This window comes from Roseibium sp. SCP14 (assembly GCF_040329475.1).
GTDB lineage: Bacteria > Pseudomonadota > Alphaproteobacteria > Rhizobiales > Stappiaceae > Roseibium.
This window is the reverse complement of record NZ_JBDZYH010000015.1, coordinates 20,882-38,808: the sequence shown is the minus strand read 5'-3', so window position 1 is coordinate 38,808 and position 17,927 is coordinate 20,882. Positions and strand designations below refer to the sequence as shown.

The 17,927-nt window shown below is 55.5% G+C and carries 21 protein-coding genes and 1 pseudogene; 18 read left to right on the top strand and 4 right to left on the bottom strand.

Annotated features, from left to right (window positions below):
- Positions 1-64: 64 nt before the first annotated feature.
- The 4 genes from ABLQ08_RS31760 (at position 65) to ABLQ08_RS31745 (ending at position 3,032) form a co-directional block, all read left to right on the top strand.
- Complete coding sequence (locus ABLQ08_RS31760; RefSeq protein ID WP_352950787.1) at positions 65-892, top strand: ABC transporter permease; 828 nt, start codon at positions 65-67, stop codon at positions 890-892.
- A 62-nt stretch (positions 893-954) separates the two neighbouring features.
- Positions 955-1,740, top strand: coding sequence for an ABC transporter permease (locus ABLQ08_RS31755; protein ID WP_352950815.1), 786 nt, complete (start codon positions 955-957; stop codon positions 1,738-1,740).
- A gap of 7 nt (positions 1,741-1,747) precedes the next feature.
- Entirely contained in the window at positions 1,748-2,506 is a 759-nt protein-coding gene (locus tag ABLQ08_RS31750) for an inositol monophosphatase family protein (protein WP_352950786.1), read from the top strand.
- A gap of 4 nt (positions 2,507-2,510) precedes the next feature.
- A complete protein-coding gene (locus tag ABLQ08_RS31745) occupies positions 2,511-3,032 on the top strand; it encodes a hypothetical protein (RefSeq protein ID WP_352950785.1) in 522 nt (173 codons plus the stop codon).
- A 67-nt stretch (positions 3,033-3,099) separates the two neighbouring features.
- Here the strand turns inward: ABLQ08_RS31745 and ABLQ08_RS31740 are convergent, their stop codons facing one another.
- Positions 3,100-3,498 carry a nuclear transport factor 2 family protein gene (locus tag ABLQ08_RS31740; protein ID WP_352950784.1) on the bottom strand — a complete coding sequence of 133 codons (399 nt, stop codon included), beginning with the start codon at positions 3,496-3,498 and terminating at the stop codon, positions 3,100-3,102.
- A 155-nt stretch (positions 3,499-3,653) separates the two neighbouring features.
- Here ABLQ08_RS31740 and ABLQ08_RS31735 point away from each other — a divergent pair, with 155 nt between their 5' ends.
- From ABLQ08_RS31735 to ABLQ08_RS31680, 13 genes and pseudogenes are all read left to right on the top strand, one after another.
- Positions 3,654-3,914 carry a hypothetical protein gene (locus ABLQ08_RS31735; RefSeq protein ID WP_352950783.1) on the top strand — a complete coding sequence of 87 codons (261 nt, stop codon included), beginning with the start codon at positions 3,654-3,656 and terminating at the stop codon, positions 3,912-3,914.
- A gap of 309 nt (positions 3,915-4,223) precedes the next feature.
- Entirely contained in the window at positions 4,224-4,892 is a 669-nt protein-coding gene (locus ABLQ08_RS31730) for an RNA polymerase sigma factor (protein ID WP_352950782.1), read from the top strand.
- Positions 4,893-5,023: 131 nt separating this feature from the next.
- Positions 5,024-5,462: pseudogene (locus tag ABLQ08_RS32685) on the top strand (flagellin); the annotation flags it as partial.
- Between the two features lie 137 nt (positions 5,463-5,599).
- Entirely contained in the window at positions 5,600-6,199 is a 600-nt protein-coding gene (locus tag ABLQ08_RS32680) for a flagellin (protein ID WP_417714973.1), read from the top strand.
- 109 nt (positions 6,200-6,308) lie between these two features.
- Positions 6,309-8,039, top strand: coding sequence for a flagellar filament capping protein FliD (gene fliD, locus ABLQ08_RS31720; RefSeq protein WP_352950780.1), 1,731 nt, complete (start codon positions 6,309-6,311; stop codon positions 8,037-8,039).
- A 3-nt stretch (positions 8,040-8,042) separates the two neighbouring features.
- Positions 8,043-8,486, top strand: coding sequence for a flagellar export chaperone FliS (fliS, locus tag ABLQ08_RS31715; RefSeq protein WP_352950779.1), 444 nt, complete (start codon positions 8,043-8,045; stop codon positions 8,484-8,486).
- Positions 8,487-8,537: 51 nt separating this feature from the next.
- Positions 8,538-8,804: a hypothetical protein gene (locus ABLQ08_RS31710; RefSeq protein ID WP_352950778.1), complete on the top strand. Its 267-nt coding sequence runs from the start codon at positions 8,538-8,540 to the stop codon at positions 8,802-8,804.
- Positions 8,805-9,188: 384 nt separating this feature from the next.
- Entirely contained in the window at positions 9,189-9,863 is a 675-nt protein-coding gene (locus tag ABLQ08_RS31705; protein WP_352950777.1) for a flagellar hook assembly protein FlgD, read from the top strand.
- A gap of 11 nt (positions 9,864-9,874) precedes the next feature.
- Positions 9,875-11,131 carry a flagellar hook protein FlgE gene (gene flgE, locus ABLQ08_RS31700; RefSeq protein ID WP_352950776.1) on the top strand — a complete coding sequence of 419 codons (1,257 nt, stop codon included), beginning with the start codon at positions 9,875-9,877 and terminating at the stop codon, positions 11,129-11,131.
- Positions 11,132-11,137: 6 nt separating this feature from the next.
- Positions 11,138-11,395 (top strand): hypothetical protein, encoded by a 258-nt coding sequence (locus tag ABLQ08_RS31695; RefSeq protein WP_352950775.1) that lies wholly within the window; start codon positions 11,138-11,140, stop codon positions 11,393-11,395.
- Between the two features lie 2 nt (positions 11,396-11,397).
- Complete coding sequence (locus tag ABLQ08_RS31690) at positions 11,398-11,883, top strand: flagellar export chaperone FlgN (protein WP_352950774.1); 486 nt, start codon at positions 11,398-11,400, stop codon at positions 11,881-11,883.
- A gap of 35 nt (positions 11,884-11,918) precedes the next feature.
- Positions 11,919-13,262 (top strand): flagellar hook-associated protein FlgK, encoded by a 1,344-nt coding sequence (gene flgK / locus ABLQ08_RS31685; RefSeq protein WP_352950773.1) that lies wholly within the window; start codon positions 11,919-11,921, stop codon positions 13,260-13,262.
- A gap of 11 nt (positions 13,263-13,273) precedes the next feature.
- On the top strand, positions 13,274-14,170 hold the full coding sequence (locus tag ABLQ08_RS31680) for a flagellin (RefSeq protein ID WP_352950772.1): 897 nt from the start codon (positions 13,274-13,276) through the stop codon (positions 14,168-14,170).
- A 63-nt stretch (positions 14,171-14,233) separates the two neighbouring features.
- Here the strand turns inward: ABLQ08_RS31680 and ABLQ08_RS31675 are convergent, their stop codons facing one another.
- From ABLQ08_RS31675 to ABLQ08_RS31665, 3 genes are read right to left on the bottom strand one after another with little or no spacing between them, the layout of a single operon-like run.
- A complete protein-coding gene (locus tag ABLQ08_RS31675) occupies positions 14,234-15,547 on the bottom strand; it encodes a TRAP transporter large permease (protein ID WP_352950771.1) in 1,314 nt (437 codons plus the stop codon).
- The gene (locus ABLQ08_RS31670) at positions 15,540-16,037 is read right to left on the bottom strand and encodes a TRAP transporter small permease (RefSeq protein ID WP_352950770.1); all 498 of its coding nucleotides are present in this window, start codon (positions 16,035-16,037) and stop codon (positions 15,540-15,542) included. Before ABLQ08_RS31670 ends, ABLQ08_RS31675 begins: the two co-directional genes overlap by 8 nt.
- Positions 16,038-16,094: 57 nt before the next feature.
- Complete coding sequence (locus ABLQ08_RS31665; RefSeq protein ID WP_352950769.1) at positions 16,095-17,111, bottom strand: TRAP transporter substrate-binding protein; 1,017 nt, start codon at positions 17,109-17,111, stop codon at positions 16,095-16,097.
- Positions 17,112-17,494: 383 nt separating this feature from the next.
- Here ABLQ08_RS31665 and ABLQ08_RS31660 point away from each other — a divergent pair, with 383 nt between their 5' ends.
- A complete protein-coding gene (locus tag ABLQ08_RS31660; RefSeq protein WP_352950768.1) occupies positions 17,495-17,923 on the top strand; it encodes an acyl-CoA thioesterase in 429 nt (142 codons plus the stop codon).
- Positions 17,924-17,927 lie beyond the last annotated feature (4 nt).

Genomic DNA, 17,927 nt, shown 5'->3' with positions numbered 1-17,927 from the left:
AACTTGAAGAGGTGGGTTGGGTCGTCAGTCGCGACCTGCCTCTTCCCTTCACACCAGGTGTCCTATGTCCAAAGAAAGATATGCAACATGGCTGATGTTGGCGCCATCGCTCGGCGTTATCCTGGCGCTGTTTGCAATGCCGCTCATTCTGTCAGTTGTGACCTCATTTGAGACCGATGGTTTCTTTTCATTCGCCAATTATCAAAAGGCCTTCAAGGTCTATTCAAAGGACATCTTTTTCACTGTTGTTATCGTCGCACTGTCGGTCCTGCTGATCTGTCTGTTTTCCATCGCAATCGCCGGAGCGTTGACACTGGGCGAAAACAGATTTGTCGTTGCTTCCCTGAGGTGGCTGTACCGCTGGCCTCTGTTCATTCCGTTCATCGTGGCCGCTCAGCTTATGCGCACTTTCCTGGCAAAGAACGGCCTCATGAACAACGTCCTGATCTCCCTAGACGTTATTACACCGCTACAGGCCGTCAGCTTTCTGGATTGGCGCGGTATCATCATTACGTTCGTGTGGAAGCAGACACCGTTTGTCACCTTGCTGCTGGCAGGTGCCATGGCCAGTATCGACCGTGCAACCATTGACGCCGGCCGGAACCTGGGAGCCGGGCGTCTGAGAATTCTTATCGAGATCGTCGTTCCCCAAACAGTTTCAACGTTGATGGTCGGCGCCATTTTGTCGGTCGTGACCATCATGTCGGTCCTGTCGGTTCCATTGATGATCAACGCCGGCACCCCGACCATGATGACGGTCGATATCGCCTTCCGGATCAACTCCTATGGCGACTATGGCGTGGCAAACGCTCTCGGCGTGATCAGTTATCTGATGGTCGGTATTGCAAGCTGGATCTATCTTCGTCACCAGATCAAGGAGACCCAATCGTGAGCACGAATTCCGGGTTGCTACGTTCCAATTCCTTTCTCCAGGCGGGCTCGTTTGGCCGCAAGATCGTAACCTGCGCCTTCCTGGTGTTGCTTGCATGTGTGATTTTCGGCCCGTTCGTGAATCTGGGCCTGTGGGCGGTTGCGGAGAAATGGTATTTTCCCGCGAAACTGCCGCTGGAATACGGTTTTTCATTCTGGGAAAGAGTGTTCCGGCCGCAAGGCAGGGCGATGGAATCGCTCTGGCTGTCGATATTCATCGCGCTGGCGACTGTTGCCGCGAGCCTGGCGCTCTCGATTCCTGCCGGTTACGCCCTGGGGCGGCGAAGCGTTCCGTTCCGTTGGCTCATTATGCTTGCGTTTCTGCTGCCTCAAGCGCTGCCGTCTATCACCATCTTTGCGAATGTCGGCCGGATTTTCTATTCCTTTGGCCTGAACGGAACCGTCCTGGGTGTGGTCATGGTGCACACGGCACACGGTTTGGTGCTCAGCGTATGGATTTGTGCGGCCTCGTTTGCCTCGGTGAATCGGGAAACCGAAGAGGCGGCCCGCAATATGGGAGCGTCACCCTTCAGGGCCTTTCTGGATGTGACCCTGCCGCAAGCAGCTCCGGGAATCATGGCCAGTGCCATCTTTGTCTTTCTTGCCTCGCTTGATGAATTTACCGGCGTCTATTTCGTCGGAATTCCCGAGATCCACACGCTTCCGATCCTTCTGTTCACCGCCAGTATGGAAGGCAACTATCAGATCGCGTCGATTACAGCGTTGATATTGCTGGTGCCATCTGTCCTCTTCATGTTGTTCATCGAACGCTTCCTGCGTGCCGATGTCCTGGCAAAGGTAGGAGCTTAAGTGCGTCATGAATGACATCGAAGCAAGGCTTGGGCTTGCCCGCAATATCGCAGTCGAAGCGGGGAAAATCGCGCAACGGCACAGGCAGCAGGGACTTACGATCGATCAGAAAGCAGAAGCCGACTTCGTCACTGATGCGGACCTCGCGGTCGAGAAGTTTCTGGTCGAGAGGATCCAGCGTTCGTTTCCGGACGACGCGATCTTTGCGGAGGAAACCACGAAGCAGGTCGGTGACGGCGGCGTCTGGGTGCTCGACCCGATCGACGGCACGACCAATTTCTCTTCAGGAATGGATCTTTGGGGAATTTCGATTGGTTGGATGAAGGGAAACAGGCGGGAGTTTGGTGTCATCTTTGCTCCCGACCGACGGGAGCTTTTCTGGGCAAGGCGCGGATTCGGTGCATTTCTCGGTGACACCCCGCTCAACGTGACGGCCCTTGCAAGGGCACCTTCGACGATCGTGTTGGGCAAGGCACCATCATCGCCCGTCGACCAGTACCTTGGGTATATCGACCAATGTTACGGCGCCGGACTGGATTACCGCCGACTGGGCGCGGCGACGATGTGCCTGACACATGTTGCCCGCGGTTGGTCAGGCGCGTACCTGGAAGGGCACGTGAACAGTTGGGACTGTGCGGCCGGGCTTGTGATCTGCGAGGAAGCCGGCTGTATCATCTCGGAAGAGACTGCCAACATGGACCTTGTGCGCGGCGGACCGGTGATGGTCGCTCATCCTGAAATCTATCCGTTGTTCCAAGGCAGGTAGGCCCATGAAATCCGTATGGTTGACCGTCGACGACAAGACTCGCGCGATGTTCCGCGAGCAGGTCGGAAAACTTGCCGAGACAGCACGCATGCCGGTCTTTGAGCCGCACATTACGGTTGTAGGTGACGTCGATGCCGAGCTCGACGTTATCGTGGGCAATTGCGAAGAGGTGTTCTGCACACCGTTGAATAGCGCCGCATCTGTAAGTGGCGCGGACGGATTGGACGATCCATTCATGTCTTTGTTCTTGGATGTGCAACTTGCCCAGTCCGTGCTTGAGAGGCGTGATGAGTTGTATTCCCGATTGATGGGCAGCGAGCCTTCGACCTTTCGTCCGCATATCAGCCTCGCCTACCACTTCGAAAGCCAGGAAAACCGCAGGTCTGTCGTGGACACAATGGCGGAATTGTTCACTGGTCATGCCTTCGGTGTTGCAAGGATCGAAATCTGGGAGGCGGACAAAGTCACTCCGATTGAACGCTGGCAACGGCTTTGGAGCAGGACAATCAATGAGTACAAGCCTTGACATGCCGGGCAGAAGTTCTTTCGCACCAGGTGCCGGGAAATGATGCGCTTGGTCTACAGTAAACGGATCACGCAAGCACGCGGCGTAACAGGTCGGTGTCAATATAGGCGACGATTTCAGCGATACGATCATTTCTTACGACCATCGCGAAACAATAGGTCTGATTGTATTTCAGTCCGGATTTGGTAACGCCGTAACTTGTGAACTGGAGAAACACCTTTTCTCCCTCTCCGGCGATGTCAACGAGCCTGGTGGTCATTCGCCCTTCAAGCTTTTTCAGCAGCGGTCCGAACGCCCGGTCGATCAAATCCTGCTTCGAATGATAGACGCCGGAAACGGGTGTTGAGCCGATCACCGTCCATTTGACGTCATCGGCAACAAGGTCGAAGAACGGTCCGCTGTCGCCCTGCTCCCACGGCTGGAATGCCTGACGTACAAGTTGTTTGTTGGAATCAGTCTGGGTCATGCGTTCTCCAACCTATCGGTAATCGAGTTTCGCAAGGAGAAGTCGAGCTTTGCAAAGTCTGCCCGGCTTTCTGGAAGTTGTCCATTTGGAAGCAGAGATGAGAGGCTGGGAAACCGCGGCTTCAAATAGAACATGATCAATTTCCGGATCCGGGGATGACCTGGGTCACTTCCGGGGCGGCAGTTTTTTCCGGCGCTTCAAAATATGCCTATCTGGCGCGCCGGTTTTCTTTCCGCTGGTCAATTGTTGCCGCCTCGCCTTTGCTGGCGATCCTGCGATTGCTGCCGTTGGTCAGAACCGAAAGATCGTCAGGTTTATCCTGTCCTTACAAGCTGGAACGGAAGCATTACACGGAACAGCTTTCCGGATATTCGGAGCTCGTAAAAGCGGCCGGATCATTTCGTGAAAACTTATAGGCTGCAAATGGAGCGTTCGGCAATTCGATGCGTTCCTGGAATATGAACCACATACATTTGAAATACTGTGAAATTAACAATTTATAAACTGTAATTTACTTAAAAACTTGTCATATTTTACAGGAAAATTCTTGAGTGGGCATTTTTTGCCCATTAACTGGAAGGAATTGCCTAGTAAAAAGAAAAATTTACCTACTATTATTTTTGTTAACCTTAACTTTTTTGCGCCTGAACTTGTTTATTACTTCGTTATAGACTTGTAGCCGTCGCTACGAACCGCTTTTTGCCCTGTGACCTGGGATTATGAATATGGGTGTTGCGATATCAAAGCCTGAAACTTCCGACCTCGAATACGCGGCCGACGAAGAGACCCGGCCGGATCAGCTTCCAGTTGAAACGGCAGTCGATTTGAAGTCGCATTCGGACGACGAGCTTCTCGGGCTGATTGCATCGGATCGGGAGGATGCTTTCCAAGCTCTGGTGGAACGTCATATCGATCGAGGCTATGCAGTCGCCTATCGTATCCTGCAAAATGGGCCTGATGCGGAAGATGTCGTTCAAGACGCATTCTTGCAGGTCTGGACCCGCAGGGATGTGTGGCAGAGCGGGCGCGCAAAATTCTCGACCTGGCTTTTCAGGGTTGTCAGCAATCGTTGCATTGACCTCTTGCGCAAACCAAAAGCGGAAACGGTCGACGAGCTTCCCGAGCTTGAAGACGGCAGCATCAATCAGTCTCAGGATCTGGAGAGGCAGGAGGCGACGGAACAGCTGGAACGGGCCATGATGAAACTGCCGGATCAGCAGAGGGTGGCTCTGGTCTTCTCCTATAATGAAAGCATGAGCAACGGCGAGATTGCCGAGATCATGGATACAACCGTATCGGCGGTCGAGTCCCTGCTGAAGCGCGGTCGTCAGAAACTACGCCATATCCTGAAGAAGCAGGGTGCCGATATCTTGACGGCGTTCACAAATAGTTAACTCTACTTGCCTGGTTGGAAATAAAAAATCGCCTGAAACAGGACTGCTCGTCCGTTGAACTGTCAGAGCGCGGGTATTCGCGCCGACCGCGCCGGATGATGGGCGTGGATCTGTGACATCAGGAGAAGACGATGCCTGTTATTTCGACCAATACCGCAGCCAACACAGCGGTCCGTTACCTGAACTCCAACTCGGCGGAGCAATCCGATTCACTTGCCAAGCTAGCCAGTGGGTCCAGCATCACCAAGGCTTCGGACGACGCCGCGGGCCTTGCCATCGCCACCAAGATTTCCTCCGATGTCGCAGCCCTGGAGCAGGCATCGACCAACGCGTCGCACGGGATCTCTGTGCTGCAGACCGCAGACGGTGGTGCGGCGAATGTCAGTGACATTCTGGAACGCATGAAGACGCTCGCGTCGCAGTCGGCGTCCGGAACCGTGACAGACACGGAACGCGCCTACATTCAGGCCGAATTCGAGCAGCTTCAGGAAGAAATCGACGGCATCGCCGAAAGCACCCGCTATAACGGTCAAAGCCTGCTGGACGGTTCCAGCGACTTTTCAGACGACTCTGTTGAAACCGAGGCAACGGTTACCGGCGCGTCCGCCGATGTGACCGGTCTGACCGGAGGTGATACTGGCAGCATTGTCATCAATGACATAGAGATCGATCTGACCACCGACGATGCCACCCTGACTGTCGACGAGATGGTCGAGCAGATCAATGCCGGTCTTCAGTCCGAGGGTGAATATACCATCGTCGCGTCAAACGATTCCGGAACTTTGACCCTCACCACTCTCGACAGCGGTGCAAATTCTTCAATCACGCTGGCTGATGGTAGCGGCACGCTTGACCTTTCAACGCTCGGCCTGACCGCAGGAACCACCAACGGCACCACCACCGAAGTTGACACGACCGGTGCGGACATTGTTGTCGGATCCTCTTCCTCAGACACGATCAACCTGACATTGCCTGAGCTGACGACCGAGGCGCTCGGTATCGAAAGTCTGGACGTTTCAACTGCCGATGGTGCGAAGGAGGCGCTTTCGGTTCTGGATATGGCGATCGACGAAGTCTCCAATGCACGCGCCGAGATGGGTGCCACGATGTCCCGGTTTGAGTTCCGTTCCGCGCAGATCGACACCAGCATCGAAAACCTGGATGCAGCCCAGTCCGCGATCGCGGATGTCGACATTGCCAAGGAACAGGCGCAACTGTCAGCCGCCAGCGTGAAGGTTCAGGCAGCCGTCGCGGCAGCGTCGCAAGCCAATCAGATGCCGGAGAACCTCCTGCAGCTGATCCGCTAACACCAGAACTCCCGGACCGTCATGAGTTTGCCCCCTCACCAGGCCTGCGTTTGCAGGCGCCCTGGCGGTCCGGGGTACCCCGCGACCCTTTGGAAACCGGACCTTCGCTATGAGCGTGACTGACACTTCCTCGTCTACCGTGACGCCGACAACAACGACACAGACCGTCTATACGTCAACCGCGAATGCCGATGCGGATGTCGATTGGGATGCGTTGATCGAGGCGGCAGTTCTGGAGAAGCAGGCACCGGCCGACACGATCGAGATCAAGATGCTCGAAAATGAGGCCGAGATTGCAGCTTACGAGGAAATGCAATCCCTTCTGACGGGCATGGAAGATGCGCTCGATGTCATTCGCGGGACTGACAATTCGCTGACCGAGTCCGATGATGTCTTCTCGTTGCGGGACGCCTACCTGACAGGATATGGCGACGTAAATGCTGAATCTGCAGTCGTCGTGACCGCGGAAGACGGAATTGATGTCGCGACATATGAGTTGAAGATTTTGCAGCTGGCCACGAGCCAGAAGGTGGCAGGCGGAGTATTCGACGACAATACCGCAGACCTTGGTTTGTCCGGAACCTTCACGCTCGGACTGGATGGAGCGGTCTATGAGGCGGATGGCGAAAGTGGGGAAACTGCAGGGCCCCTGGAAATTACCGTTACCGAGGACATGTCTCTTGACGAGATTGCCGAGGAGATAAACACGCATTCGGAGACAACCGGTGTTTCCGCTTCGGTCATTCAGGTTTCCGACAACGAGTACCAGCTTGTGCTCAGTGCCACGGAGACGGGTCAGGACATCGTCATGTCGCCGGTTTCCGGTGACGATATCGCTCAGTCGCTCGGTTTGACGAATGACGAGGGAGCCTACGTCAATGAGCTCCAGGCTTCGCAGGACGCGATCATCAGCGTCGATGGCGTGGAGGTCACGCGCGACAGCAATGTGATCGATGATGTAATCGAAGGCGTCACGTTTTCCATTTTTCAGGAAACCGGTGAAGACGATTATATCTCCATCGAAATCTCGCAATCGCTTACGAGCATTCAAAATTCCATCTATGAACTGGTGGATGCCTACAATGCCTATCGCGAATGGGCACTCACGCAGCAGGAAGTCGCCTCGGGCGGTGGTGCGGCCGACGGTGCTGTCTTGTTTGGCGACAGCATCCTGCGCAGTGCAAACTCTGATATCGCCGACGGTCTGTCGACTGTCATCGATGAAGAAAGCATGGCGCTGCTGGGGTTGTCCTATGACAGCAGCAATTTCCTGGTCGTCGATGACGATGCCCTTGCCGATGCGCTTTTGACCGATCTGGATGCGATTGAAGATCTGTTGCTCTTCAACATGGAAACGAGCTCCAGCGATCTGGCGTTGCTGGCGCGCAACGAGTCCATGCCCGACGAGTTGTCGCTCGACATCGTAGTCGGTGATGATGGCGCCGTGACCGATGTCACCGTAGATGGCCAGGAAGGTCTGTTCGAGATCGATGGCACGCGTATCGTCGGGGTAGAGGGGACGATTTACGAGGGCATCAGCTTTGTGTTCACCGGATCGGAAAGCCAGACGGTGGACATGACCTTTTCCTCAGGTCTGGCCGAAAATCTCTACAATTCGGTCAATTTCTACAGCGATGCCGCAGACGGATTGCTGACGGAAACCATAACCAACCTGAATGAACAGAACACGGACTACCAGGAGGAGTATGACAGCATCATTTCCGATGCAGACGACTACCGTGACTACCTGACAACGCTCTATGCGTCGTATCAGGCCGAAATAGATCAGGCAGAATCCGATCTTTCATACATTGAAGCTCTTCTCAATTCAGGAGGTTAAGTGATGAGCTACGCCATGAACCAGGCAATCGCCGCCTATCGTACCGCGGCAGCGACCGTCGCGCCGCCCGCCGCTGTGACGTTGCTGTTCGATGAGGTCCTGAACGCGATTGTGCTTGCCGCCGGGCATCTGCGCAAAAAGGAATACGAGCAATCCCAGTCACGCATTGCCAGAGCGACCGGAATTCTGCGTGGCCTGCGCCAGAATGTGGATCTTGGTGTAGACAAGACCATGGGGCAGCAACTGATCGATATGTACACCCGCAACATCTTTGCCCTGAACAGTGCCGTTGGCAGATCAGACGCCATCGAGCGCCTGTCGACACTTGCCGCAGGATTGCTGGAGCTGCGAAACGCCTGGTCTGAAATGACCACCCTTTCGCCCCGGAAACTTCAAACAATCCAGGACGAAATTCGTAACGAACGAATTGTTGCTGAATGTTTCTAAACCATAGACAACCCACTTCCGGGCATGTACCGTCGCCGTCGTGCTCGGATAGTGTCTGGTTTGGATATGGTCGACGAAACGCCGTTAATGGCAATCGAAAAGTTTGATGCGCTTCTTGATCGATACGGATCGAACTTGGACGATTGGCCGGCCGCTGAACAAGGCCCCGCGAGAGAACTCTTGAAAATGTCCAGTGAAGCAAGAGAACGGCTGGAAGAGGAACAGGCACTGACCTCGCTGCTTTCCGCGCGTCCTGCCCCCAAGGCGCCAAAAGGGCTTGCCCAGAAAATCATCAAGAAAGCGCGCGAGTCGTCCTGATCGCGTGTTTCCGGAATTGAGAACCGACCGGTTGGTAAGAAGGCCTCGCCGCTCTTGCCACCGGTTTTTTGGTTTCTGCGACACGTGATGCGAATCGGCAATTTCTGCCGGGTCCTTGCCGGCGCACTCTGCAATTGGCATCAGGCAGATGGTGTTTTGCTTGTCAAAACAATCATTCTTCAGATGTTTTGGTGAAGTACCGGCTAGGCAATATTTTCCGTAAGTTGATGCCGTTCGATCGGCAAAATATTCCTAAGTAAAAAAATACAAAAAACTGCGCCCAATTCCCGCGTCAGGCCCGTTTCACTATTAGACCGGGTGAATATTTGAAATCATCAAATTCAATTCACCCTCGAATAGTTATTATCGAGCGAGGGCGGGGACATGACTATATCCACCGTGAATTCTTATTCCGACGTTTCAAGTACATCGTCAACGACAACTTCAAACGACGCCAGAACAACTATTGATAGCGATGAATTTTTGATGCTGATGGTGGAGCAGCTTCAAAACCAGGATCCGACCAATCCGACCGATACAAACGAATACGTCAGTCAGATGGTCGATTACGCGAGCTTCGAAACCCAGACGCAGATCTCCGATCAGCTGAACTCCATCACCGATGTGCTTTCAAGCTACATGAACTCGCAAGGGCTTGGTTATCTCGGCCAGACGGTTGAAGCCGTCGGCAACACGACCTCTCTTCAGGATGGACAGGCACAGTGGTCCTACACGCTGGACAGCGAGGCAGAGAGCGTCTCCATCAACATTCTCGATGAAGACGGAAACACGGTTTACAGCGCTGAAGGGGAAACCGGCGCGGGTTCACATTCCTTCGCCTGGGATGGCGTGACTTCCGATGGCGAGCAGCTTGAAGACGGTGGGCAGTACACGATCCAGGTGGAAGCCCTGGACGGCGAAGGCAATGAGATCTCCGGTTACACCACTGTCATCGCTGAAGTGACCGCCGTTGATGCATCCGGCGACGAGGCAGTGCTCGGCATAGGGGATTCCTCGGTTCTCCTGGACAACGTTCTTGCCGTCGTTGCCAAGCAGTAAGGGAGGCCGAGATGAGCTTACAAGGCGCCCTGAACGCTTCCATTTCCGCGCTGTCCGCCCAAAGCACCGCGCTTTCCGCCATTTCCGACAATCTGGCCAACTCCCAAACCACGGCCTACAAATCTTCATCGACGAGTTTTTCCAGTCTGGTTGCCGGCAGCGGCTCGAATTCCAGCGGTGGCGTCTCGGCGACGATGGTGTCAAATGTCGATCAGCAGGGCCTGCTCGTTCAGTCGACGGAAGCAACGCATCTGGCGATCGAGGGAGACGGCTTCTTCATCGTTTCCGACAGCAGCGACGCCACTTCGACCTACTATACGCGCAACGGCGAGTTCACGGTCGACAATGAAGGTTACCTGACCAACGGCGAATACTACCTGCTGGGTTGGGCAACCGATGCCGACGGCAATCCGGTCGGCGGTACAAGCGAGAATGCGCTGGAGCCAATCGATCTGGATTCGGTTCAAAGTTCGGTTGATGCGACTTCGAATGTCGAGTTTCAGGCCAATCTTCCCGCAGACGCAGCAATAGGCGATGAATTCGAAACGACGTTTGAGGTTTACGATTCACTGGGAACCACCAGCACGGTCACCGCGACTTACACAAAGACCGCTGAAAACACCTGGGAAATCAACTACTCGGACCCCACGCTGCCATCGTCGGGAGAAGTGGTCGGGACAGTGACGTCCGGCCCGGTCGAGGTCACCTTCAACGAGGATGGAACACTTGCGTCCACCAATCCGGCTCCGGCCGAATTGACCATCGGCAGCTGGACAACCGGGGCGCAGGACAGCTCCATAGGCCTTGATCTCGGTGAACCGGGTGCGACCAACGGACTGACCCAGTATGCGTCCGATGGGGGTGACCCTGCCATCGATGTTCAGTCCATCGACCAGGACGGTTTGGCCTACGGCAATCTCAGTTCCATCGAAATAGCCGATGACGGCTCCGTCATCGCCTTTTTCGACAATGGTGAGGAGCGCCCGATCTACCAGATCCCGGTTGCCACCTTCGGCAATCCGGACGGGCTGGCGGAGATGAGCAACGGCGTCTACGCGCGTTCGTCCAATTCGGGCAACGCAACGCTTCATGAGCCGGGCGCAGGCGGCGCCGGGACCATTCAAGGTGGCTGGCTTGAAGCCAGCACCGTCGATACGGGCAGCGAGTTCTCCAAAATGCTGTCGGCGCAGCAGGCCTATTCGGCAGCCTCTCAGGTCATGACGACCGCCAACAGCATGTTCGACAGGTTGCTCGAGGCGGTGCGGTAATCTCCGATGTCCGAAGACCTTAAAGCCTGCCGGGAGGCGCGAAAGCGCCTCAAAGCAGAGGTTCTCAGGCTGGAGGGGGCATCCCGCAATGCCACCTTCAGGCTGAGGCTTCTGGTCGCCAAACGCGACTTACAGGACCTGATCCGTCAGATGCGTCAACAGCAGGCGGAAACGGGCCGGAAGATGTCCCGATCTACCGCAATCACCCAGGCAGTCAATGCCTATGCCAGAACAGCACAAGCCTGGAAGACCCAAGGACGGTGACCATGTCAATGAAATCCGAACAGCAGATGACCGTAATGTTGTCGCCCGCAGATATCGCGAAAGTCGAGGCCGCCGTTGACCATGCAATCAATGTGGCCGAAGACCTCATCCATGTAGCCCAGGAAGAAAACCGGCGGCTCAAGAGCGGCCGTCCAGCCTCCATTGAAGATCTTTTGGAGCGCAAGCAGAAACTGGCAAATGAACTCGAGAGCTTTCTGAAGACGTTCAAGGCCCAGAGCAACGTGTTCCTGCTCGCCTCGCCGAAGAAATTCACGCAATTGCAGATCAGCAACGAACGGCTGACAAGTGTTCTTTCCGAAAACAGCCAGAACCTGACACGCGCCCTGACCGCCAACCGCCGCCGCGTGGAAACGATCATGAGAGCAATCCGGGAGAAACAGAGTTCCTCGGTTCCATATGGCAATAACGGCCGGAGCTGCCTGTCCTCCCCGTATCCTGTGTCGATAGGACGCCGCTACGAGGCCTGACCTGCCAAATCCAGTTGCCGAGCGGAGACAGCACCATGACAAGCCTGAACACGTCTTCCTACATTGCCACCAGTTCGCTGAGCGCGACACAGGTTCAGCTGTCGGTCGCCTCCGCCAACATCGCCAACGCCGATACCGACGGCTATACGGCCAAATCCGCGAGCGTCACGTCACAGTCAACCCTGGGGTACGGGTCAGGAGTATCCGTTACCGGCATCTCATCAAGCGTCAGCAAATACCTGCTGGAAGATCTGATGAACGCGACGACCGAAACGGCAGGCGCGACCGTGACGGCGGATTACCTCGGCAGCCTTCAGCAGTCATTCGGCACGACAACCGGGAGCGATGGCGATGGCAGTTCTCTTGCCAACACCATTGCGGCCTTCGAGAGTTCGTTGACGGAACTGGCGGCCACGCCGGAGAGCGCGAGCCTGGCGAGTGCAACCGTATCCGCGCTGGAGGATGTGACCTACCAGCTCAACGGCATGTCTGCGGAGGTTCAGCAGCAGATTGACCGGGCCGATGAGGAAATTGCCGATGGCGTTGACGCTGCAAATGAAGCGATCACGACGATTGCCGTGTTGAATGAGCAAATTGAAGCAGCGTCCGCCCGCGGAGACAGCACCGCAGATCTGGAAGACCAGCTCAACGTCGCCATTGTCTCGCTGTCGGAGCAAATGGAGATTGCCACTTTCAAGGGGGGAGACGGCACCGTAAAGGTCTATACTAGCAGCGGTCAGGTGCTGGTCGACAATTCTGTGCATCTGCTTTCCGCGGAAACCGGAGCCGATGGAAAGACTATCGTCTCCGTGAACGGCGCTGATATCACAGCCGATCTGGAGAGCGGCAGGCTCGGTGCGCTGATTGAACTGCGTGACGAAACGCTTCCGGCTTACCAGGACATGCTGGACGAGCTTGCCACAACGTTTATCGACGAGCTGAATGCCGTGAGCCCGGACCTTCTGACAGGGAGCGGGGCTGCCGATATTGCCGTCAGCGAGAGCGTACGCTCAGACCCCGGCCAGATGCTGGGGAGCACCCTGCCGTCCGAAGTTGCCTACAACATGCTGGACGTTTTGCAGTCGGACGCAAGCTTCGATGCCGCGGGTAATCTTTCCGGTGGTGACATGACCTTTACCGACTATGCGAATGACATTCTTTCCGACCTCGTCGGCAAGACCAATTCCGCTCAAACAAGTCTCGAGACTGCAGAAGGCGAGCTGACAATCGTCTCGGATACGATTTCGTCCATGTATGGTGTCAACGTGGACGAGGAACTGGCCCGGCTATCGGAGCTTGAGCAGTTGTACTCCGTTGCTTCGACCTTGCTGAGCGTCGTCCAGCAGATGTTCGACGATCTGTTGGCTGCCGTTCAATAGGATTTAAGCAGATGGCCATGCGTGTCGCGACCTTCAGTCAGTCCTCAACGATCCTGCAAAATGCCCTGCAGACCCAGGCCAAGCTGGCGAAGAACCAGGAACAGCAGGCCAGCGGTTACATTTCATCCGACTATGCCGGACTTGGCACGGATGCAGCCACGCTTGTTGATCTGGAAGTTTCCGTCGCCCGATCGAACGCGACTGTTTCAGCTGCCGAAGATGCTCTTGCGCGGGTGGAAATGACCTATTCGGCACTGGGCGGCATGAGCGACGTCCTGACATCGATGCGAGCTGATGTAAATGCCGTGCTGACGGAAGAGGACCTGGCTGATCTCCAGATGATGGCCGAAAATTATCTGGAAGACATGACCGCCCTGTTGAACACGCAGTTTGCTGGCCGCTATCTGTTTGCCGGCAGCAACACCGAGCAGGCTCCGGCCGATCTCGATGCCTATCAGGCAGCAAACCTGACCGACACGAACACCGACTATTATACCGGTGACGATTATGTGCAGTCGGTCCGGCTCGGTTCGGATCGAATGCTGGATTACGGCGTCACTGCAAATTCCGCGGCGATCGAGGAGGCGATGCGGGCCCTGTCCTTTGCGGCAACGGCCGATCCGCTGACGATGGACGACCTTGAGGAGCTTTCGGACCTGCTTGTGAGTGCCCAGGACGGTATCATCGCCCTGCAGAGCATGTCCTCCACCGCTGCTTCCAGCCTGGAAACCTTCATAGCGGCGGAGAAGGAATACATCGCGGATGCGGAGGAAATGATCACCGAGATCTCTTCGGCCGATGTCGCTGCTCTCATTGTCGAGGCCTCTAACTACGAGGTCCAGCTGGAAGCGAGTTATGCAGCTCTGGGGTCAATCAACAATCTATCCCTGCTGGACTATCTGTTCTAGCCGTATCGATGTCGTAATCCGTTATTCCTTCAGGTGAAATTCAAGCAAAACCGGCCTTCCGGATTACATCTGGCTCGGTAGTAGCAGAACCAGTCCGGGAAGCAGCAAAAGCAACAGGAGTCTCAGGATATCCACCATCCAGAACGGCGTGACGCCTCTGAAGATTGTGGCCGTCGGCACATCTCCAACGACTGCTCTCAACACGAAGACGTTCAGGCCAACTGGCGGAGTTATCAGGCTGATTTCTGTTACGACCACCACAATGATGCCGAACCAGATCGGGTCATATCCAAGCCCTGTCACCAGCGGAAAGAAGATCGGCACGGTGAGGAGCAGCATGGACAGGCTCTCAAAAACACAGCCAAGGGCAATGTAGATCAACAGGATCATTCCCATGACCACCCAGGGCGGCAGGTCGTAAGCTGTCACCAGGTTGCTGAGTGCATTCGGCAGACCTGCGATGTTGACAAAATTCGAGAAGATCCACGCGCCAATCAGCACCGCAAACAGGCTGGCAGCCGTCATCGCCGTTTCGCGCAATGCATCAAAGGTTGCCGCCAGTGACAGACGTCGGCGGGCAAGCGCGATCAGGAAGGCGCCCATCGCTCCCATTCCGGCAGCCTCGGTCGGAGAGAAGCTCAAGTTGAGTGGCGGAACATCGAACAGGCCATAAAGACCACCGATCACCAGGAAAAAGAGCAGAAGAACGGCCCAGACATCCTTGAGGGCGGACAACCGTTCCGATGAGGATGTGCGCGTTCCGGCGGGTCCCGCTTCAGGATCTCGCCATACGATAAAGCGGACAGCTGCAAGATAAAGCAGAATACCGATGAAACCCGGAATAATGCCGGCGACGAAGAGTTTGCCGATGGAGGTCTCGGTCAGAAGACCGTAAATCACAAGGATGACGGATGGCGGGATCAGAATGCCGAGCGTGCCACCAGCGGCGATCGAGGCGGTCGAAAGCCTGTCACTGTAGCCGAAGCGGCGCATTTCGGGCATGGCCACTTTCGACATGGTCGCGGCCGTTGCCAGTGATGATCCCGAGATGGCGGCAAAGCCGCCACAGGCCACGATGGTCGCCATGGCAAGTCCACCGCGAAAATGCCCGAGAAAGGCGTTGGAAGCAGCATAGAGTTCGCGGCTGATCCCGGCCTTGTTGACGAAGAGGCCCATGAGGATGAAGAGCGGCACAACCGACAGGCCATAGTCCTGGCTGGTGTCGATGATCAGCCTGGCAGTCATGGAAATCGATGCCCGGAAGCTCGTTTCGATCATGAAGCCGACCATGCCGACAAATCCCATCGCAAATGCAATGGGAACGCGCAGCATGACCAGAACGAGCACGGCTGCGAAACCGAGTAGACCTTCAAGCATTCAGGGAACTCATCAATTTCGGTGCGAAGAGATGTCCGAGTCCCCGCACGATCAGGACTGCGGCGGTGATTGCCGTAACGGCTGCGATGAACCAGCCCACATAGTGGAGCGGCAGCCGCAGATATTCCATGACGTCGCCATAGGATCGGCTGCGTTCGGCCAGGACAAATACGCGCATGGCCGGCCAGATCAGGATCACTCCGCAGAACAGATCGGTAAACGCATTGCGCCAGCGGGTGAGATGGGCGCGTTTGAAAAAGCCGTCCAGCAAATCGACGCTGATGTGACCGCCCTGTGCCGATACCACAGGCAATACGGAAAAGACCATGATCGCCATCAGCAGACGGGTCATGTCCGCGGCAACTTCGATCGGGGCATTGAACACCGACCTGAGGATAACGTCGCAGAACGTCATCACCATGAGGATAAATAAAGCGAGCGAAGCGAGAATGGCCGGCAGGCGAGCTGCAACATGCAAGAGGCGCGACACGTCAACATCCTTCAGTTACCGGCGGTCCGGCTCAGCCGGACCGCCACGTGTCGTTAGTTAGTTTCCGGCCATTTCTTTTTTGACCATTTCATAGGCGGCCTTGGCGTCAAGGCCCGCTTCCTGAAGTTCCGCCAGAACCTTGTCGGTCACTTCCTGGGCAACTTTCTCAAAGGCAGCGATGTCGGAATCGCTCGCGGGGGTGATCTTGGTTCCTTCCGCGTTCTTGGTTGCCTCATAGGCAATCTTGTCGGACTTGTCCCACGCTGCTCCAGCCATGCGGCTGGCCGGTTCGCCGAAGACCTTTTCGTCTAGCGCCTTCTGGACGTTCTCCGGCAGGCTGTCGAAGGTTTCCTGACTCATGATGATTGCAAAGGAGCCGCGATAAAGGCCGCCCGGCATGTCATAGAGGTTCTTGGCGACTTCGTTCAATTTGAAGCCGACGCGCTCGCCCACATTCATGGCAACAGCGTCAGCTGCGCCGGAGTCCAGAGTCTCGTAAACTTTCGGGGCAGGCACGTTGATGCCAATGAGACCAAGCGCGGCACCCACGTCACCCGCGACGCCACCGCCGATACGCGTCTTCAGGCCGTTCATGTCGGCCAGGCTGGCAACGTCCTTGCTGGAGTGGATTTGTCCCGGTCCGTGTGTGTTCAGGGAAATTACCTTCACGCCGCGATGCTCGTTCAGCTCGGAAAGGTGCTTTTCATGCACGCGCCAATAGGCGACAGAGGCAGCTTCAGCGCTGCCCTCATAACCGGGCAGTTCGATCAGCTTTGTCCCAACGAAACGGCCGGGCTGATAGCCGTGAAAGATGATCGCCATGTCGGCGGCGCCATCAAGAACAAGGTCCATTTGTGCTGGTGGCGGCGCGAGGCCAAACACGAGTTCTCCCGTCACTTCGCCATCGGTTGCCTCCTGCATCATGTCGACGAGGCCGGCAAAGATTTCGGTATTGATGCCATGTGTTGGCGGCAGCCAGCTGGAAATCTTGAGAACGGTTTCTGCGGAAAGCGCTGAAACACTGAGGCAAAGCGAAACAGCTGTTGCGCCCGCAATATTCAATAGCGACTTCATGTTCCTCTCCCTAAAATCATGCGTCTCCTTGATTGGGCTCCTCCACTTTGCCCGAGACTTACCGGGAATACTTTCACCCAACGTGAGGCTTTGTCAAGAAATATGAAACTGCATATAAATTTTGCAGCCTATGACCGTAACCCAACTTGAGAATACAACCTTTCGGCTGCGTGGCTAAGCACTAGTTGCATCTCCATACCTGGTTGAATTGGTTGAATATTTTACTCCAGAAGGGGCGCAGAAACACGAAGCTCCTCCGCATTTGTCATTATTCACTGGCGAAATCTCTTTGTTGAAGCAACGAATAGATATATGCAAAATCAAACAAATTGGGTCGATGCCGTAGGGCGCGACGGCAAATCAGGCGGTTAAGGGAGAGAGTTTTGGAAGTACCATTCAGAACCAAACGCATGCTCAATTTCGGTGATTGTGATATTTCCGGAACGGCGTATTTCCCATCATATCTGAACATTTTGAATGGTGTGAACGAAGAATTCTGGCTGCACCTCGGATATCCATGGCACAAGATCATTTGGGAAGAGCGCTGGGGAACTCCCACCGTTCACATTTCGAGCGATTTCTCCAGTCCTTCCTTTTTCGGTGAGGAGCTGGAATTCGAAGTGACCGTGCAGCGTGTCGGCCGTTCCTCGGTCACAGTTCATCACGAAATCAGTTGCAAGGGGCAAAAGCGCTGGTCCAGCACGCAGGTGCTTGCTGCCAGCGATCTGGACAAACATTGCTCCATTCCCTGGCCGGATGACGTCAAGAAGGCGCTGGAGGCCCTGTTGCCGCCATCAGAAGCAGAAACCTGAGTGT

Excerpts from the sequence above, each read along its gene's own strand:
- ABLQ08_RS31705 (WP_352950777.1), top strand. The coding sequence starts at position 9,189 with ATGACTATATCCACCGTGAATTCTTATTCCGACGTTTCAAGTACATCG.
- ABLQ08_RS31735 (WP_352950783.1), top strand. The coding sequence starts at position 3,654 with ATGACCTGGGTCACTTCCGGGGCGGCAGTTTTTTCCGGCGCTTCAAAA.
- ABLQ08_RS31695 (WP_352950775.1), top strand. The coding sequence starts at position 11,138 with ATGTCCGAAGACCTTAAAGCCTGCCGGGAGGCGCGAAAGCGCCTCAAA.
- flgK (WP_352950773.1), top strand. The coding sequence starts at position 11,919 with ATGACAAGCCTGAACACGTCTTCCTACATTGCCACCAGTTCGCTGAGC.
- ABLQ08_RS31740 (WP_352950784.1), bottom strand. The coding sequence starts at position 3,498 with ATGACCCAGACTGATTCCAACAAACAACTTGTACGTCAGGCATTCCAG.
- ABLQ08_RS31730 (WP_352950782.1), top strand. The coding sequence starts at position 4,224 with ATGGGTGTTGCGATATCAAAGCCTGAAACTTCCGACCTCGAATACGCG.
- ABLQ08_RS31675 (WP_352950771.1), bottom strand. The coding sequence starts at position 15,547 with ATGCTTGAAGGTCTACTCGGTTTCGCAGCCGTGCTCGTTCTGGTCATG.
- ABLQ08_RS31750 (WP_352950786.1), top strand. The coding sequence starts at position 1,748 with ATGAATGACATCGAAGCAAGGCTTGGGCTTGCCCGCAATATCGCAGTC.
- ABLQ08_RS31680 (WP_352950772.1), top strand. The coding sequence starts at position 13,274 with ATGGCCATGCGTGTCGCGACCTTCAGTCAGTCCTCAACGATCCTGCAA.
- flgE (WP_352950776.1), top strand. The coding sequence starts at position 9,875 with ATGAGCTTACAAGGCGCCCTGAACGCTTCCATTTCCGCGCTGTCCGCC.
- ABLQ08_RS31690 (WP_352950774.1), top strand. The coding sequence starts at position 11,398 with ATGTCAATGAAATCCGAACAGCAGATGACCGTAATGTTGTCGCCCGCA.
- ABLQ08_RS31760 (WP_352950787.1), top strand. The coding sequence starts at position 65 with ATGTCCAAAGAAAGATATGCAACATGGCTGATGTTGGCGCCATCGCTC.
- fliD (WP_352950780.1), top strand. The coding sequence starts at position 6,309 with ATGAGCGTGACTGACACTTCCTCGTCTACCGTGACGCCGACAACAACG.
- ABLQ08_RS32680 (WP_417714973.1), top strand. The coding sequence starts at position 5,600 with ATGGTCGAGCAGATCAATGCCGGTCTTCAGTCCGAGGGTGAATATACC.
- fliS (WP_352950779.1), top strand. The coding sequence starts at position 8,043 with ATGAGCTACGCCATGAACCAGGCAATCGCCGCCTATCGTACCGCGGCA.
- ABLQ08_RS31745 (WP_352950785.1), top strand. The coding sequence starts at position 2,511 with ATGAAATCCGTATGGTTGACCGTCGACGACAAGACTCGCGCGATGTTC.
- ABLQ08_RS31665 (WP_352950769.1), bottom strand. The coding sequence starts at position 17,111 with ATGAAGTCGCTATTGAATATTGCGGGCGCAACAGCTGTTTCGCTTTGC.